12 protein-coding genes are annotated in these 17,142 nt (G+C 57.3%); 5 read left to right on the top strand and 7 right to left on the bottom strand.

The genetic code is table 11. The features are described from left to right. Positions 1–278 precede the first annotated feature (278 nt). From J0X15_RS14025 to J0X15_RS14035, 3 genes are all read left to right on the top strand, one after another. Positions 279–1,388, top strand: coding sequence for an S-(hydroxymethyl)glutathione dehydrogenase/class III alcohol dehydrogenase (locus J0X15_RS14025; protein ID WP_206941969.1), 1,110 nt, complete (start codon positions 279–281; stop codon positions 1,386–1,388). Then, positions 1,388–2,227, top strand: coding sequence for an S-formylglutathione hydrolase (gene fghA, locus J0X15_RS14030; protein WP_206941971.1), 840 nt, complete (start codon positions 1,388–1,390; stop codon positions 2,225–2,227). Before J0X15_RS14025 ends, fghA begins: the two co-directional genes overlap by 1 nt. 138 nt (positions 2,228–2,365) lie before the next feature. Then, positions 2,366–5,071, top strand: a complete 2,706-nt coding sequence (locus J0X15_RS14035) for an ATP-binding response regulator (protein WP_206941973.1) — start codon at positions 2,366–2,368, stop codon at positions 5,069–5,071. A 12-nt stretch (positions 5,072–5,083) separates the two neighbouring features. Here the strand turns inward: J0X15_RS14035 and J0X15_RS14040 are convergent, their stop codons facing one another. Both J0X15_RS14040 and J0X15_RS14045 read right to left on the bottom strand, forming a co-directional pair. After that, positions 5,084–5,461, bottom strand: a complete 378-nt coding sequence (locus J0X15_RS14040) for a response regulator (RefSeq protein ID WP_206941975.1) — start codon at positions 5,459–5,461, stop codon at positions 5,084–5,086. Further along, on the bottom strand, positions 5,462–5,680 hold the full coding sequence (locus J0X15_RS14045) for a hypothetical protein (protein ID WP_206941977.1): 219 nt from the start codon (positions 5,678–5,680) through the stop codon (positions 5,462–5,464). A gap of 230 nt (positions 5,681–5,910) precedes the next feature. Here J0X15_RS14045 and J0X15_RS14050 point away from each other — a divergent pair, with 230 nt between their 5' ends. Beyond that, positions 5,911–6,864, top strand: coding sequence for an ABC transporter substrate-binding protein (locus tag J0X15_RS14050; protein ID WP_408015348.1), 954 nt, complete (start codon positions 5,911–5,913; stop codon positions 6,862–6,864). 258 nt (positions 6,865–7,122) lie between these two features. After that, a complete protein-coding gene (locus J0X15_RS14055) occupies positions 7,123–9,336 on the top strand; it encodes a bifunctional diguanylate cyclase/phosphodiesterase (RefSeq protein ID WP_206941981.1) in 2,214 nt (737 codons plus the stop codon). Positions 9,337–9,402: 66 nt separating this feature from the next. Here the strand turns inward: J0X15_RS14055 and preA are convergent, their stop codons facing one another. The 5 genes from preA to J0X15_RS14080 form a co-directional block, all read right to left on the bottom strand. Continuing rightward, entirely contained in the window at positions 9,403–10,716 is a 1,314-nt protein-coding gene (gene preA / locus J0X15_RS14060; protein WP_206941984.1) for an NAD-dependent dihydropyrimidine dehydrogenase subunit PreA, read from the bottom strand. A gap of 24 nt (positions 10,717–10,740) precedes the next feature. Continuing rightward, positions 10,741–12,099: an NAD(P)-dependent oxidoreductase gene (locus J0X15_RS14065; protein WP_206941986.1), complete on the bottom strand. Its 1,359-nt coding sequence runs from the start codon at positions 12,097–12,099 to the stop codon at positions 10,741–10,743. Between the two features lie 430 nt (positions 12,100–12,529). After that, a complete protein-coding gene (locus J0X15_RS14070) occupies positions 12,530–14,212 on the bottom strand; it encodes a CRTAC1 family protein (RefSeq protein WP_231710425.1) in 1,683 nt (560 codons plus the stop codon). Continuing rightward, positions 14,209–15,639, bottom strand: coding sequence for a di-heme oxidoredictase family protein (locus tag J0X15_RS14075; RefSeq protein WP_206941988.1), 1,431 nt, complete (start codon positions 15,637–15,639; stop codon positions 14,209–14,211). Before J0X15_RS14075 ends, J0X15_RS14070 begins: the two co-directional genes overlap by 4 nt. Next, positions 15,639–16,904, bottom strand: coding sequence for an ROK family transcriptional regulator (locus tag J0X15_RS14080; RefSeq protein ID WP_206941991.1), 1,266 nt, complete (start codon positions 16,902–16,904; stop codon positions 15,639–15,641). The genes J0X15_RS14075 and J0X15_RS14080 overlap by 1 nt, the downstream gene beginning before the upstream one ends. Positions 16,905–17,142: the final 238 nt, after the last annotated feature.

Below are 17,142 nucleotides of genomic sequence, written 5' to 3' on the forward strand. Positions count from 1 at the left end.
GATTATTACATTGTAGAAAGTGCTGAGAGAGATGTTTCTTTCTGGAGACCCGTCGCATCACCTCGGCGGTTTTTTTGCAAAGGCAAGACAAATGTGCCTGGACCAGGCTGTCTCACCATGCTGTCTCCCCTTGGAAAAAAGGTCGCTTTGCCCGGCGTTTTTGTTAGTCTGCACAGGTGAATCAACCCGGCGCTGGCGGTCCAATCGAGAAATCGCGGAACGCTGCGGTAAACGGGTCACGAGATTTGTAAAATGGTCCGGACTGGGAGCAATACTGAATGAAAACCCGTGCCGCTGTCGCTTTCGAGGCGAAAAAGCCGCTTGAGATCGTGGAGCTGGATCTGGAAGGCCCGAAGGCCTTTGAGGTTCTCGTTGAAATCATGGCAACAGGCATTTGCCACACGGATGCCTACACGCTCGACGGGCTTGATAGCGAAGGGATTTTCCCGAGCATTCTGGGACATGAAGGTGCAGGCATCGTGCGCGAAGTCGGCAAGGGCGTTACCAGCCTGAAGCCGGGCGATCATGTCATTCCGCTTTACACTCCTGAATGCCGTGAGTGTAAGAGCTGCCTGTCGCGCAAGACCAACCTGTGTACGTCGATCCGTTCGACCCAGGGCAAGGGCGTGATGCCTGACGGATCTTCCCGCTTTTCTTACAAGGGCCAGCCGGTCTTCCATTACATGGGCTGTTCGACCTTTTCCAACTTCACGGTGTTGCCAGAGATCGCTTTGGCCAAGATCCGTCAGGACGCTCCGTTTGAAAAGGCTTGTTACATCGGTTGCGGTGTCACCACTGGTGTTGGTGCCGTAACCAACTCAGCCAAGGTTGAGCCGGGCTCTAATGTGGTCGTCTTCGGCCTCGGTGGCATCGGCCTGAACGTCATTCAGGGCGCCAGAATGGTTGGCGCGGACAAGATCATCGGCGTCGACATCAATAACGACAAGAAGAGCTGGGGCGAGCGCTTCGGCATGACCGACTTCGTCAATCCGACAGAAATCGACGGTGATATCGTCCAGCACCTCGTTGGCCTGACCGATGGCGGCGCGGACTACACTTTCGATTGTACAGGCAACACCACAGTCATGCGCCAGGCGCTTGAAGCCTGTCACCGCGGGTGGGGTGTCTCCACGGTTATCGGTGTTGCGGAAGCCGGCAAGGAAATTGCTACCCGTCCGTTCCAGTTGGTGACCGGCCGAGTCTGGCAGGGCTCTGCCTTCGGTGGGGCACGTGGCCGCACGGATGTGCCGAAGATCGTTGATTGGTACATGGACGGCAAGATCGAGATTGATCCGATGATCACGCATGTTTTGTCTCTGGAAGAGATCAACAAGGGCTTTGATCTGATGCACGAAGGCAAGTCGATCCGCTCTGTGGTGGTCTTCTGATGAAGACTGTTTCGGAAGTCCGAAGCCACGGCGGAACTCAGGGCGTTTACACTCATCGCTCTGCCGAAACGGGAACGGAGATGACGTTCTCGGTTTTTGTTCCCGATCACGGTGATGGCGAGAAGCTGCCTGTCGTCTGGTATCTTTCAGGCCTGACGTGCACCCATGCCAATGTCACTGAAAAGGGCGAGTTTCGCGAAGCCTGCGCAGACTTCGGTCTGATCTTTGTCGCGCCGGACACCAGTCCGCGCGGTGAAGGGGTGCCTGACGATGCCGAAGGCGCTTATGACTTTGGTCTTGGCGCCGGCTTCTACGTGGATGCCACTCAGGCGCCTTTCGACAAGAATTACCGCATGCGGTCCTACTTGGAAGAAGAACTGCCCGCATTGATCGGTGATCACTTTCCGGCCGACATCAGCCGCCAGTCGATCATGGGACACTCCATGGGTGGTCATGGCGCGTTGACCATGGGCCTGCGCAATCCCGAGCGGTTCAAGGCCATCTCCGCCTTTTCGCCGATCGTTTCGCCGTTGAATTGTCCCTGGGGTCACAAGGCGTTGGGCAGTTACATCGGCAACGATCAGTCAGCCTGGCGCGAATATGACGCCTGCGCTCTGATTGAGGACGGTGCACGGGTGCCTGATATCCTGGTGGATCAGGGAACTGCGGATAATTTTCTGGAAGGTCAGTTGAAGCCGGAGCTGTTGCAGGCTGCTTGTGCAAAGGTTGGCCAGTCTCTGACCCTTCGGATGCAGGAAGGCTACGACCACAGCTATTACTTCATCTCCTCCTTCATGCCGGACCAGCTGGCCTGGCATGCCGAGCGATTGGCTCAGTAGCGAAATTGCTTCGCCGATCCCCCGTTGCGTTCGGGGGTCGGCACTCACTGCGGTGGTTGTGCACGCCGAATATGCAGCACCTGCGTAGTATGACGGCTACCCCACAAGGGGCCCCGACGGTAAAAAGGGCGGATGCTCATGAACCAGACGCCGACAATGCCCGCTCCGCCGCCCGGACGCCGCACTTCGATGCGGGTGCGGATCATTCTGCTTGTCAGCATCAGCGTGCTTCTCAGCACGTTGGTGGTGGGAGGCGTTGCCTATTATCGCATTTCGTCGGTCGTACGAACCCAGGGTGAAGCCGTTCTGGAGAGTGAGACACGGCTCGTATCGGTTCGTTTCCAGCGCGCTTTCTATTCCATAGAAAAGGACCTCCGGACCCTTGCCGGAACCCCGCCGATTGATGGTATTGGCCGGGCCATGGCAGCGGGCGGCCTCGATCCATTGGACCGGTCCACGACGGAAGACTGGCGCGAACGCCTGGAAAAGATTTTCGCCGCTCTGATGATGAGCGAGAGAAGCTATTTCCAGATCCGGCTGATCAGCATTGAGAACTCCGGCCGGGAGCTTGTGCGGGTTGAAAGCCGGAATGGGGAAATCAGTTCGGTTAAGCCGAGCGATCTTCAGGACAAGTCGACCGAGGATTATTTCATCGATGCGATGGATGCCGCCCCAGGAGAAGTGTTCTTTTCCGAGCTGACGTTCAATCGGGAGCTTGGGCGCCGAGACCCTAATGAAATTCCGACGTTGAGAGCTATTCTTCCGTTCGCCGGAATGAATGGAAAACCATCGCGCTTCCTGATCATCAACATCGACTACGAAAAGATGTTGAACACCAATTTTGAGGTCGTGGCACCGCAGTACAAGACCATCGTGACCACGCAAAATGGCGATTACATTATTCACGACCCCTCTAACGAGAACATGAAAACCAGCCCGTTGGAGATGCATGAGGAATACACTGTTGAGCCACCTGCAATTATTGGTCTGGTGGGAAGTGAAAAGCGGCCTGAAGGGTTCTTTGAGTTTGCCGATGACGTCGACTATCTAATTCATGTGAGCGGCAGGCCGGGCATCGTCCTTCCGCGCCTCGGCATCATTCTGCAGCTGCCGAAATCAACGTTCACGGAGCCCTCGCGCACGATGCGACGCGATGTGTTGCTCGCCGGCGGCCTGCTCACGTTCATCTGCATTCTGTTGGCGGCTCTGGTGGCCCGTAGTCTTATGGCGCCGCTGAAGCACTTGATGGATACCATCCGAACCACGTCTCCGTCGCAACTTCTGCGCAATCTGCCGGTTACCCGACAGGATGAAGTCGGGGATCTGGCCCGAGCGCTTGATAACCGCACCCGGCAGTTGATGGAAAGCGAAACTCGTGCCGAGCTGATCCTGGCCAATATGCTGGAAGGCACGATCCTTTTCGATTCCATGGGTGTTATCGAGCAGTTCAATCAATCGGCAACGAAGATCCTTGGCTACAGTGCTGAAGAGATTGTCGGGACGAATGTGAGCGCGCTACTGGATGACCGGCTACAGGGCCAATATAATGGTTTTTTGTATGACCCTGATCAAAACAGCATGGTCGGCCGCTCCCGGGAAATGGACCTCCTGATGAAGAACGGCGAGCATTTGCCGGTTGAGATTTCGGTGAATGCGGTGCAGGTGATGGACCGGATAAAATATTCCTGCGTGTTCCGGGATATCCGGGAGCGGCGCGAGGTCGAAAGACTGAAAGCAGAGTTTGTTTCAACAGTGTCTCACGAGCTGAGGACGCCATTGACCTCCATTCGTGGCTCGCTTGACCTGGTCACGGGTTTGTTGCCGGCAGGCTTTCCGGCAAACCTGGAGCATATGCTGCAGCTCGCCAGCAAGAACACCGAGCGTTTGATCCTTTTGGTGAATGACATCCTCGATTTCGAGAAGCTGCAAGTCAAGAAGACAGTCTTCAAACCGGTGCTCTGCAGCGTCGGGGATCTGTTGCAGCCGGCAATTGATCTGCACGAGAGTCTGGCCCTCGAGCGCTCGGTCACATTGCTTTTGGGGGGCGAGAATCTCGACTGTCGCATCGAAGTTGACCCGGACCGGTTTCAGCAGATCGCCGCAAACTATCTTTCAAACGCGATCAAGTTTTCTAATTCGGGTGGACGGGTCACTGTTTCTGCCAAACGTCATGGAAGCAATCTGAGGGTGGTTGTCACCGACGAGGGAACCGGCGTCCCGGAGAGCTTCAAGCGATTTGTCTTCACGCCCTTCACCCAGGCGGATGCCACCATCAGCCGTCAGCGCGGCGGCACCGGCCTTGGCCTCGCCATCGTCAAGCGGCTGGCGGAGGGTATGGGGGGAAGTGTCGGCTTTAGCAGTGTGTCCGGCAAGGGCAGCCATTTCTGGGTTGAGTTTCCGCAAGCGCAGCGACCGCATAAGCCTGGTGCCTTGGACAGTGAGGGGCTGGGGGACCGCTTGCGCGGCTTGCATCTGGAGGACGACAACGATTTTGCCAGCGTCCTCTCCGCTTTGCTCCAGGACTCGGTTGCATTGCGCAATGTCGAGAGCCTGGCCGAAGCGCGGCAATTGCTGATAGAGGAGGACTTCGATGTCTTCATTGTCGACATCGGTCTGACCGACGGTAATGGGTTGGAGATCCTGTCGGAAATACCGGACCGTGGCGATAAGCCGGTCATTGTCGTGACGGCGATTGATCAGCCCATTGAAGATGATCGGGTCGACATCATCATCGTCAAGTCGAAGTACTCTCAGGAAGCTCTGGTTCGAAACATCAATGCGCAGGTCTCCCAATACCGCGAGCGTCTTGCGAAAGGCAAAGAAATCGACGCCGTACCGGACTAAACGAACACTGGCTCAGCGTTCGCTGTCCATCAGCTTCTTGACGTCTGATGCCAACGTCATGGCCTGGAATGGCTTGGCCAGAACTCCGAGTACGTCGTGGAAATTCAGATCTGCAAGTTCGGTATCCAGGGCTTTGGCAGTGATGAAAATCACCGGAACGGAGGTTGTCTCCGGCATGCCCTTCAGACGCGAACAAGTGGTTAGCCCATCCATTCCAGGCATCATAACGTCCAACAGAATCACGTCAGGTCGCCATTCCTTTGCGACGGTCAGCGCTTCTGCGCCTGAGCAGACATAGCGCGTTTCGAAGTCGCCGTTCATCTCGAGGCACATTTTCGCGATTTCGCAGATGTCTTGTTCGTCATCGACGTATAAGGCTTTCGGCGGCATTCAATCTTCCTTAAAGCACGACAGGTCGTCTTTGGCGGAGGCTAGAGACAACTGATCAAGACGCAGTTTATCAGTTTCTGCAGCAGCACGAAAACGAAGTGTTTCACGTTCATCTGTATCAGCAGGAAGCACTTGAGACAAAACGGTGATCGGATTTTTTATCCAGTCAGAAGCGTGCTGACTAAAAAAACGCCTTGACCATTCCATTGGCAGTTTCATACGCTTTCTTGACCAAATGGTCAGGCGTTTAGAAACGTGCAAAGAGGGACCAGAATCCCCCGTCCGGCGCCGACCCCTGATGCGAAGTCCTTCGACCTGCCACATGCTTTGCGGGTCAGGCTATCGACGTCAATTGGTCACCAATCCAGAGGCCCGCCGTTTCGCGCGGAGCCGACCGAAGGAGTAGGGGAATGGTACTTAATACAGTAAAGGCTCTCGCCGTATCGGGCATGCTTGTCGCCGGCTTTGCCAGCGCCTCGGCCCAGGCGGCAGACGAGCTGACGCTTCAGCTGAAATGGGTAACGCAAGGCCAGTTCGCCGGATATTATGTTGCCAAGGACAAAGGCTTCTACGATGAGGAAGACCTTGATGTGACGATCAAGCCAGGTGGCCCGGACATTGCTCCGCCGCAGGTCATCGTTGGCGGTGGTGCCGATATCATCATCGACTGGATGCCGTCGGCGCTGGCATCTCGAGAGAAGGGCGTTCCACTCGTCAACATTGCCCAACCGTTCAAGAAATCCGGGATGATGCTGACCTGCCGCAAGGAAACCGGTATCACCTCGCCGGACGACTTCAACGGAAAGACCCTCGGCGTCTGGTTCTTCGGAAATGAATATCCGTTCCTGTCGTGGATGAGCCATCTCGGCATCTCCACTGACGGCGGTGACGGTGTGACTGTGTTGAAGCAGGGCTTCAACGTCGATCCGCTTCTGCAAAAGCAGGCGGACTGCATCTCGACCATGACCTACAACGAGTATTGGCAGGTCATCGATGCAGGCATTTCGGAAGACGATCTGGTTGTCTTCAAATATGAAGACCAGGGCGTCGCGACGCTGGAAGATGGTCTCTATGTGCTGGAAGACAGCCTTAGTGATGCAGCGATGGTCGATAAATACGCTCGCTTCGTGCGCGCTTCCATGAAGGGCTGGTCCTATGCAGCTGAAAACCCGGAAGAAGCTGCCGATATCGTTCTTGAGAACGATGCGACAGGCGCTCAGACCGAAGAGCACCAAATCCGTATGGTGAAAGAAATCGCCAAGCTGGTGGACGGCTCCGATGGAACTCTGGACATGGACGCCTATCAGCGCACAGTCGACACGCTTCTGGCTGGTGGATCTGATCCGGTGATCACGAAAGAACCGTCTGGGGCGACCACCACAGTCGTGACTGACGGTATGTAAGTATTCTTACGTGCGCGAAATTCATAGCTCGCGAGAACCGACTTAACTATTTGATTAAAATCACTTAAAAGGCGTCGCTTGCGGCGCCTTTTATTTTTTGGTGAGGTGCTTTTGCCCAATGTCCCTTTCCTCATGCTGCAAGCTGGGGAATCTTAAGATTTCCTGTTCAACAATGCGAACAGGCTGTGTCCTCGATGACGACGGGAGTGTTGTTGTTGCGGAGACAAAAACAGCATCGTGCATACTGGAGCTTGCCTTATGGCAGCGAGGAAAAAAATCCATAGTCCCATCACATCAGCCGCGCTCGTGGCTGCTATGGTCGTGCTTGTCGCTGGCTCCTTCATCCTTGTCATGTCGGCTATTTTCGAGTTTGAGCGCGGTGCCGAGCAGCGCGATGCCAGGTCGGTCGATCGGGTCTTTGATACCTATCAGGGGATCATTCTCTCCGAGATCGAACGCTACTCAGCATCCAACACTGCCTATCAGAAGATTGAAGCCGCTTTCGATGAGGACTGGGTCGCTCAGCGGTTCGGCGACGATATGGCCGGCGACTACACGCATGATGCGATTCTGCTTCTGGACAAGGCCAATCGAACTTCCTTCATCACCAGCAATGGCAAGCTCTCGGCCGAGGTCTTGCTGGGTGAACTGATGAACGATGACGTTATTCAGCTGATCGAGAAAGTGCGGTCCAGGTTTCTGGCTGGGCTGCTGGCAACTGACGAGAGCAACCTCGCCTTCACGGGTCAGCTGAGCGACTTGTCCGGCGTTGTGATGGCACAGCTTGGCGACACGGTGGGGATGGTGGCAGTCAATGCGATTGTTCCAGATCCCGGCGGGATCCCGATGGAGAACAAGCCACCGCACGTCCTGGTGGTCGTTCACATTCTGGACGAGCTGCATCTGGCAATGATGGGGCGCTCTCTGGCGATGGACGAACTGAAGGTCGTGCCGGCCATTCCGGATGGTTATGTCGGGACGCCGATCAAAGATGGTCGCGAGGAGACGTTGGCGTATTTCGCTTGGGAACCGATCGACCGTGCATCTAAGGCCATCTTGGCCAATCTGCCGTTGCTTCTGGCGTCACTGTCTCTGATCGCGGGAGCCATCCTTTATGTGCTTTATCAAAATCTGCGCGCGGCACAGGATCTGAAATTGCGTGAACAGCAGGCGGTTTATGCCGCCAATCACGACATGCTGACGGGCTTTTGCCGTCGGGCGCAATTTGCCAGTCTCGCGGACAAGCAGTTGGCCGAGTCCGGGCGGGTGCAGACGCCAGTGACGCTTGCCTACATTGATCTGGACCTCCTCAAGGAGATGAATGACCAATACGGGCATGTGGTAGGCGACAAAGTGCTGGAATGCATGGCCCGAAAGTTGAAAACCTTCTTGCGCCCGAACGACGTTGTCGGCCGGATCGGCGGGGATGAGTTTCTGGTGCTTCTGGAGCACCGTGGAGATGACCAGACGACCCAGGCAGAAATTGCCCAGATTTCCGCAGAGCTGAACAAGCCTATCGAGCTGGAAGGTATGCGTCTGGAGGTTGGCTGCAGCCTTGGTGTCTCGGTGAGTGACCCGGTGAATGGAACCAGCTGTTATGATCTGGCAACTTTGACCCGGCGCGCCGATCTGGCTCTGCAGCGTTGCAAGTCGGAGGGGCGACGGCAATATCGCTTCTACGATCCGGTCATGGATCAGGTTCTGGAAGAGCGGCGCTATATCCGTGATGGGTTGAAGCGCGCTCTGTCTAACAATGAATTTGAGCTGTTTTATCAGCCGATCGTTGCGGCAAGTGATTGCCGAATGGTCTTCATGGAAGCGCTGATCCGCTGGCGTCATCCTGAGCGGGGGCTTATTCCGCCGGGCATGTTCCTCTCTGTTGCCGAGCAGGAAGGCATGATGAACGAAATTGGAGATTGGGTGCTGGAGCGCGCAATCTCGGAAATGTCGCGGCGGCCGGGTACCGGCGTGTCGGTCAACGTCTGTGCGTGCCAGTTGGGGGATGAGAATTTCTCCCATCGGGTCGAGGAGCTTTTGACCAAGTACAACTTCGCACACGAGCGGTTGATCCTGGAGATCACGGAATCCATGATGATGGACCGCTCCGATCAGATCCGGGATCTGTTCGTTGGGCTGGCTGAATCCGGTGTTGCCGTCGCCATTGATGATTTCGGCACGGGCTTCTCAAGCTTGAGTTCCCTGCATGAGTATCAGTTTCAGAAGTTGAAGATTGACCGCAGTTTCGTGGCGCGTATCGGTGTCGATCGAGAAGCCGATTCCATCATCCGGACGATGATCGGCCTGGCCAAGGTGCTGGGCATGCGCGTCGTGGCCGAGGGGGTCGAGACCGACGAGCAGCGTAAATTCCTCGTCAGAGCGCAATGCGACTACCTGCAAGGCTATTACTTCGGCAAGCCTGAGCCGTTTCCCGATGAAGGGCGCCAGAAGCAGGTGCTTGCGACTTCTGCCTGAAAATGATCATAAAAAAGCCCCGGCCGATGACCGGGGCTTTTTACTGCATGACTGGTTGCCGACCGCTTATTCAGCTGCCTCGCGGACAGACATCGGATTGTTGGGATGAGTGGTCCAGTTGGCGTAAGTCGGCTCCACGACCTTCTTGGTGCGGGGATCGATCGTGCCGGGGTTCATTGCTTCCATGGTGATGCAATCCTCGACCGGGCAGACGTTGACGCACAGGTTGCAGCCCACGCATTCCTCGTCGATGACCTCGAAATGGCGCGCCCCATCCACCATGTTGGTGATGGCTTGGTGCGATGTGTCCTCACAGGCGATGTGACAACGACCACACTTAATACAGAGATCCTGATCAATCTTCGCCTTGGCGATGTAGTTCAGGTTGAGATGCTGCCAATCTGAACAGTTGGGCACCGCACGACCGACAAACTCGTCGATGGAGCTGTAGCCGGACTTGTCCATCCAGTCGCTGAGACCTTCGATCATCTCTTCTACGATCTTGAAGCCGTAGGTCATTGCAGCCGTACAGACCTGAGCGTTGCCGGCACCCAGTGCCATGAACTCTGCCGCGTCGCGCCAGGTGGTGATGCCGCCAATCGCCGAGATCGGAAGACCATGCGTGGCCGGATCCCGGGCAATTTCAGCCACCATGTTGAGGGCGATCGGCTTGACGGCCGGGCCGCAATAGCCCCCATGCGCACCCTTGCCGTCAATCGTCGGGGTCGGGGCCATCGCGTCCAGGTCAACACCGACAATGGAGTTGATGGTGTTGATCAGGGAGACGGCGTCAGCTCCACCGGCGTGGGCGGCCTGGGCCGGCTTGCGAATGTCGGTGATGTTGGGCGTCAGCTTGACGATCACCGGCATGCGGCTGTGCTGCTTGCACCAGCGGGTGACCATCTCGATGTATTCCGGCACCTGGCCGACGGCCGAGCCCATGCCGCGCTCTGACATGCCGTGGGGACAGCCGAAGTTCAGCTCGACGCCATCGGCCTCGGTGTCTTCCACCTGCTTCAAGATCGTCTTCCAGTTCTCTTCCTCGCAAGGAACCATGAGGGAGACGACAAGCGCGCGGTCTTTCCAGTCGCGCTTGACCTGCTTGATTTCGCGCAGGTTCACTTCCAGCGGACGGTCAGTGATCAGCTCGATGTTGTTGAGGCCGAGCAATTGCCGGTCCTTGCCGTGAATGGCGCCGTAGCGGGGGCCATTGACGTTGACGACCGGGTCGCCGTCGCCCAGGGTTTTCCAGACAACGCCGCCCCATCCAGCCTCGAAGGCGCGGACGACATTATAGGCCTTGTCAGTTGGCGGCGCTGAGGCCAGCCAGAACGGGTTCGGCGATTTGATGCCGACAAATGTGTTTCTCAGATCAGCCATAGCGGGATCTCCAGACGAAAGGGGTTAGGCCGAGAGGGCGCGGTTGATACTTTCTGCCGCGACCTTGCCGTCTTCGACTGCGGCAACCGTCAGGTCCTCGCCGCCCAATACACAGTCCCCACCGGCCCACACGTCAGGCAGGGAGGTCTGTCGCTCGTCGCTCACCACAATGCGTCCACGCTCAACGGTGATCGGAGCCACGGTGCCGTTCAGGTCGGATTGCACGAGTGTCTGACCAACGGCTTTGAACACCATGTCTGCAGGCAGTGTGACGATTTCACCGGTTCCAGCGAGTTTGCCATCTTCCGTTTCTGCCGTGCGCTCCAGCTCGATGGCACTGACGTGGCCATTTTCACCCTTGATGGCATGGGGCTGTGCCCAGGTGAGAATCCGCACGCCGCTGGTCTGCGCCAGGTGCTGTTCGTACTCGCTGGCGTTCATCCGCTCCTGCCCACGGCGATAGGCGATGGTCACCTCATCCGCTCCAAGCAGCTTCGTCTGCACGGCAATGTCGACAGCTGTCATGCCGCCGCCGATCACGACGATGTTGCGCCCGACCGGCAGCGTGCCGAGATCCTGTGACTGGCGGAGGTCGGAAATATAATCGACCGCGTCGATCACATTGTCCTTGTCTTCGCCTTCCAGCCCGAGGCTGTTGACACCGGAAAGACCAATGCCAAGGAAAACCGCGTCATAGGTGGCGCGAAGCTCTGCCAGGTCGAGGCCTTCGCCCAGCCGTTTACCGGTTTCGACGGTGATGCCGCCAATTGAGAGAATGAAATCGACTTCACGGGCGGCAAAGTCATCGACCGACTTGTAGGAGGCGATGCCGTACTCGTTCAGGCCGCCCAGCTTGGGTCGTGCATCGAACAACGTGACGTCGTGGCCGTGAACGGCAACACGGTGCGCACAGGAAAGGCCGGCAGGACCGGCGCCGACGACAGCAACCTTTTTGCCGGTAGAAGGGGCGCGTTCAAATGGCGTCTTGTCACGGGCATTCATGAAGTGATCGGTCGCGTAGCGCTGAAGCTGGCCGATCTTGACCGGCTTGCCCTCGGCCACTTCGCGTACGCAAACCTGTTCACACAGGGTTTCGGTTGGACAGACGCGGGCGCACATGCCGCCCAGAATGTTTTGATCAAAGATCGTACGGGCAGAGCCGATCTCATTGCCTGTCGAGATCTGGCGAATAAACAGCGGGATATCGATGCTGGTCGGGCAGGCCTGCACGCAGGGAGCGTCGTAACAGAAGTAGCAGCGATCTGCCTCGACATAGGCTTCATGCGGCTCAAGCAAAGGATGCAGGTCGCTGAAGTTATCAGCGTATTCTTCTGTCTTCAGACGTCCGGCTGCAACGTCAGGAGTGGCGTTCAACTCGGTCATTTCAGACCTCCGGAAGGAATGGCGATTATTATCTGTCGCGCCTCTTTTCTTGATTTGAAGAGGCTGCAGAATAGAGTGGAGAAAAAACTGACCAATTAGTCAAATTATTTTATAAGCCTTTAAAAACATGAGAAAAAATATCAGTTTTAAAAGGCAAGAGATTTCATGGATTTATACTAGAAATAGGCAGTCTGATGAAAATATCACCAGAGGCAATTTTCAGCCAAAAGCGGGTAATTTTTGAGCTGAAGGCGAGGCTAGTCGCACGAAACCAGGCAGAACGTCTGGTAGAAACGGCAGCTGCAACCGCATCCGATTTTAATGCAGGGTGCCTTTGGCAGGGGCGTTGGAGCGGGCTTTGGGGCAGCAAAAAGAGGCGGGCGGGATGGCTCGCGCCTTTTGGAACAAAGCCCGCGACCCATCCTGTTTTTTAGTTGGCAAACCAGAGCTTGGCTGCCTCGTCGCCACGGTCGATGATGACGTGATGGTTGGCAAACACCCGGTAGCCGTGGCTCCAGCTGCCATCTGGCCAACGAACACGCACTTGCGCCCGCTCAGACACACCGAGGCCGAAATGCAGGAACCCAGCCTGTCCGGAGGCATGGCCTGCGCCGACCTGCACATCGCGCACGATGGTGCGGTTACCGATCTTCACACTGACCTTGGCCCCCACCGCAAACGGATTGGGCACACCAGGTTGGCGAATCTCGACACCGAGCCAGTTGCCAAGCGGCTGTGGCGCGTCGGCTGTGCCCGAGCCCACATTGCGGAACAGGCTGACGGGTGCGCTACGGTTGATCACGACCAGGTCCAGCAGACCGTCCATGTTGAAGTCGGCAAGACCTGCACCGCGTCCGCGGCGATCCAGGTCGATGCCTGCAATGTCGCCGGTTTCCACGAAACTCTCGTCCCATTGGCCGATCAGCAGGTTGTCTGGATCGAAAGCTGCGAAATCGGGCATTGCCTCGACGTTGCCCTTTGCAATGTAGAGATCCCACAAGCCGTCGTTATTGACGTCCTGGAATTCCGAATGCCAGCCAGTGGACGGCCGCAAGTCTTCGCCGGTGTAGGGACGATGGGCGGTGACGCCACGCTCAAAGGCGATGTCCCGATAGACCGGCACGCTTTCGTCGGCTTCGTCGTCCAGCATCTGCAGCTTCGTGTCGCCCATGCTCGTCAAAGCGTATTCGGGAAAGCCGTCGACGTTCAGATCGATCGAGGCAATGCCCATTCCCCAGATCTTCAGGTGTCGCCATCCATCCGAGCGGCGGTAGGGCCGGGGAGGGCGGCCGGGCGACAGAGCCCACAGTTGTTCTTCGCCGCCACGGTAGTAGTGACGGTCGTTGGAAACCCGAAGCGCCGGCTCGCCGGAGCGGTTCCAGTCGGTGAACAGCATCGACAGCGTGCAATAGCCGGGGCTGAGCCGCAGCACTTGCGCGTATTTCAAAGCATCGCCCTCATCAGGCCGGAAAACGAAGTTGTCGTGACAGGCCCCCCAAGGCGCGCCCGGGGCAGAGCGGTCGACGTAATTGCCGAAGGCCAACGTTGGGTAAGTCGCCCCTTGCTCCCAGATTGCCGAGAAGGCAGTCGACCACTCTCGCCCGCCCTCAAAGGCGAGCGACCGGTTGGCCAGCTCGAACTGACACGCGCCCTTGCCCTTCAGCAGCAGGTTCTCGCCCAGTCGCAGAACCACGAGGTCCTGAATGCTGTCATTGTCGAAATCGATCGGGTAAGCGCCGAGGACCTTGGTCAGCCGCTGGTCGCTGATGCCGGTTGCGGTTTTGGAGAAAGCCAGTGCGCCACCGGGCGAGCTGTCGTTGCGATAGAGAGCAGCTTCATTCTGACCGCCGGCGACGAAGAGATCGGGGCGTCGGTCGCCATTACAGTCGAAGATGGCGACACCGCCTCCGACAAAATACTCCCACGGGCCTTCGTATTTGTGATCAAGGCCCGCCGCATGGGCCTCCTCGACAAAATGTGGCACCGGTGCCAGTGAAGATTGCCGTAAGGTTTCGTCCTGCGCCTGGCTTGGTGTATTCGTCAGCGCGCTTGCGGCAAAGGCCAGCATGGGGGCAATCAGGAACGCCCGAGAGAACTCAATCCGCCGGCTCATTCTGCAATCTCCAGGCTTTTCAGAAAGGCAAGGATTGCTTGCCGGTCGTTTTCAGGCAGTGCCGTGTAGGCTTTACGTGCTTCCGTTGCTTCGCCACCATGGGCATCGATCACCTCATGCAAGGTGGTCAGATCGCCCCTGTGGCCATAAGGCGCCGTATTGCCGACGCCCCAGAGTTCAGCAGTCAGGAAGACGTCGCGCGCCACGAAGCGTTGGCTCAGCAGCTCGTTGCCCAAAGTATCGCGTGCCGCATCGGCAATGCGATGTCGCTTGAGGTCGCCAAACAGTGGCACGAGAGTGCGGCCCTGATCATCTTTCGGCAGGGCCTTGACCCAGTCGAGCGTACCGAGATCCAGCTTGAGGGCTGTCGTCACATCACTCGGGCGTAGGGTTCCGGCGGTTTCAAACGGGTTGGGGTCCTGAAACACCAGGCTTTCAAGGGGCAGGGAAGGTCGGTGGCAGCTGGCGCAGCCTGCTTCAGAGAACAGGTGTTCGCCATGCTTGGCAGCCTCAACCCAGATGTCGGGCAGCGGCGTTTTCCGTCCAGGCGCAGGCAAGGTGGCTTGATAGGCGACCATAGCAGAGACCTGCCCGATCGAAATTTCATTATCGACGCCGTCGCCGTCGAAATCGGCCGTTCCGGTCCAGGCAACACCGTAGCGTTCAGCTGGCTGCATCCCGCTGTGCTGGTTCAGGGCGTTTACCGTGAATTGGCGGAGAGACCCGAAAACGCCTTTCTGCCCAAAGGGCCGCAAGGTCAGGTCGCTGTCGATCCCCTCCAGTCCAGACGTCTCGACCAGTCCATCGGGTTGTGCAGTTAGAACCCCAAAGGAAACGCCTTTTGTCTCAAGCTGTAGAGTAACCGCTTGACCGTTTTCGCGTGCAGCCACCACTGCCTTGCTGCGTTGGGCGCGCAGATCGGCTGTCATTTCGCGGGCCAGCAATTCGATCAGCCCTGCACCCATCAAATGATTGGTGCCACGCTCGTTGGAAAACTGCGGATCCGTTGTGTCGAAGTCGGCACTCTCAAAGCCTTCGGAGACGAAGACATTGGCCGTGAAATCCCCCGCCCCACCGCTCACCGGCATGGCGTGGCAGCTCTGGCAGGAGTTGGCATCCAGGCCGGAGAGCCGCAGGAACATGTGCCCCGCCGGTCGTCGGCGTTTGGTCGGAACAATGGCTTGCGTCGCGTTCGGGCGACCGGCACCCTCGTCCTTGATGAAACGCCCCTCAAACAGCTCCTTACCCTTGTCGCGCAGAGCTTCAAGGGAGAACTCTGGATCGTTGGCCAAGGCATCATAATCGATACCTTCGCGAATGACCCGTTCATCCCAGGGGTTGAAGCCAGTTCCACCGGCGAATGCGGAGCTGCCCAGAACAAGGGCGCTGAGAAAACTTCCGACAGTCAGTGTGAAGGGGCGGGCCATCAGCGGGTCAACTCCTGGGCAGTGGTGGTCCGGATGGGTCGGATGATGTTCTGATCCTGGCCGGAATAGGTCTGGTCGAGACGCTCCATCGCCAGGGCAATCAATCCGCGACGGATGAAGTCCTCTTCCCATGGCATCACATCGATGACGAAATTCTGCCGGAGATTACGGACCAGCGCCTTTTCGAGCGCATCGCCCATGGCCTTTTCCATGAAGCGGTAGCCGCGTACGGCGGCACCAGTGAGCACGATGCGGCTGGGATCGAGAATGGCAATCAGGCGGGCAAGTCCGTAGCCGAGCACTTCGCCTGCATTGGCAAAGGCTTCCAGGGCACGCCGGTCGCCATCATTGGCTTTCTCGATGAGGCTTGCCAATCCCGCGACCCCGGCAACGATATCGCGCGGATCAGTGGTGTCCGGCAGGCCGGTGGCAGAGCGCATCAACGCATAGTCGGAGAGATAGGCTTCCATACAGCCGCGTTTGCCACAGCGGCAAAGGGCACCGTTCGGCATGTGGTTGGCATGACCAAACTCGGCTGCGGTGCCGCTGGCACCGGAAAACAGCTGATTGTCGATGTAAAGCCCCATCCCGACGCCGTAGTCGAGCATCACGACGGCAAACGTTCCGTTGTATTTCGCCGGATCCATCCAGTTCAGCGCCGAGGTAATCATGTTGGTGTCGTTGGACAAGCGACAATGGACACCGAAAGCCTGGCTTAGGGGTTCGACGATCGGAATGGCACCGGAGGCAAAGGCTGGGCTCCAGGCCACGCGTCCGCGGTCGAGTTCGACGACGCCCTGCGCAGCGATGCCGATCTCCCGAACCAGCTCCGGGGCGATGCCTGCACGCAAGATGAAGGAGCGAATGCCTTCAATCAGCAGAGCTGGAAAGCTGGTGGCATCAGCGGTGGCGCTGTCGAAACGCAATTGGTCAGATAAAAAACATTCGCCGGCGAAATCGGCCAGCGCGAGATCGATCTTGTTGACCGTAATTCGAAGCACGATAACGCAGGCCGACTGCGGATTGATCCTCAGCAATGAGCGCGGCCGCCCACGGGTCTGCGGGACCTTGGGCTCCGCTGCCTCAAGCCCCTCGATCAACCCTTGCTCAAGTAAGTCGGATGTAATTGCTGTGACTGTTGCGGGGCTAAGGCCAGTAATATGCCCAAGGTCGATGCGAGCCATTGGCCCGCTTCGGCGCAGCGCTTCTAGAATATTACTTCGATTTTGACGCCTTATATGATCCCTGTCCGCCTTTTTACTCATCCCTCTCCGCGCATCCTCAAAGGTGTTTCCTCAAACGTCCGATTTTTCTCGAACTTATACTTTTCCATCCAGGTTATGCTCCCTGTCGGAAACTGTTTTATAAAACTATGTTGACAGGCGGGCCCGTTTTGAGCAACTTTTTTTCGGGCTTCGAAAAAAATAATGATATAGAGGCCGCGGGAGGGCGATTTCGTTGCTCTCACAACAACGAGAACGGTTACCGGCGTTGCTGTGCTGG

Source organism: Roseibium limicola, assembly GCF_017313085.1.
GTDB lineage: Bacteria > Pseudomonadota > Alphaproteobacteria > Rhizobiales > Stappiaceae > Roseibium > Roseibium limicola.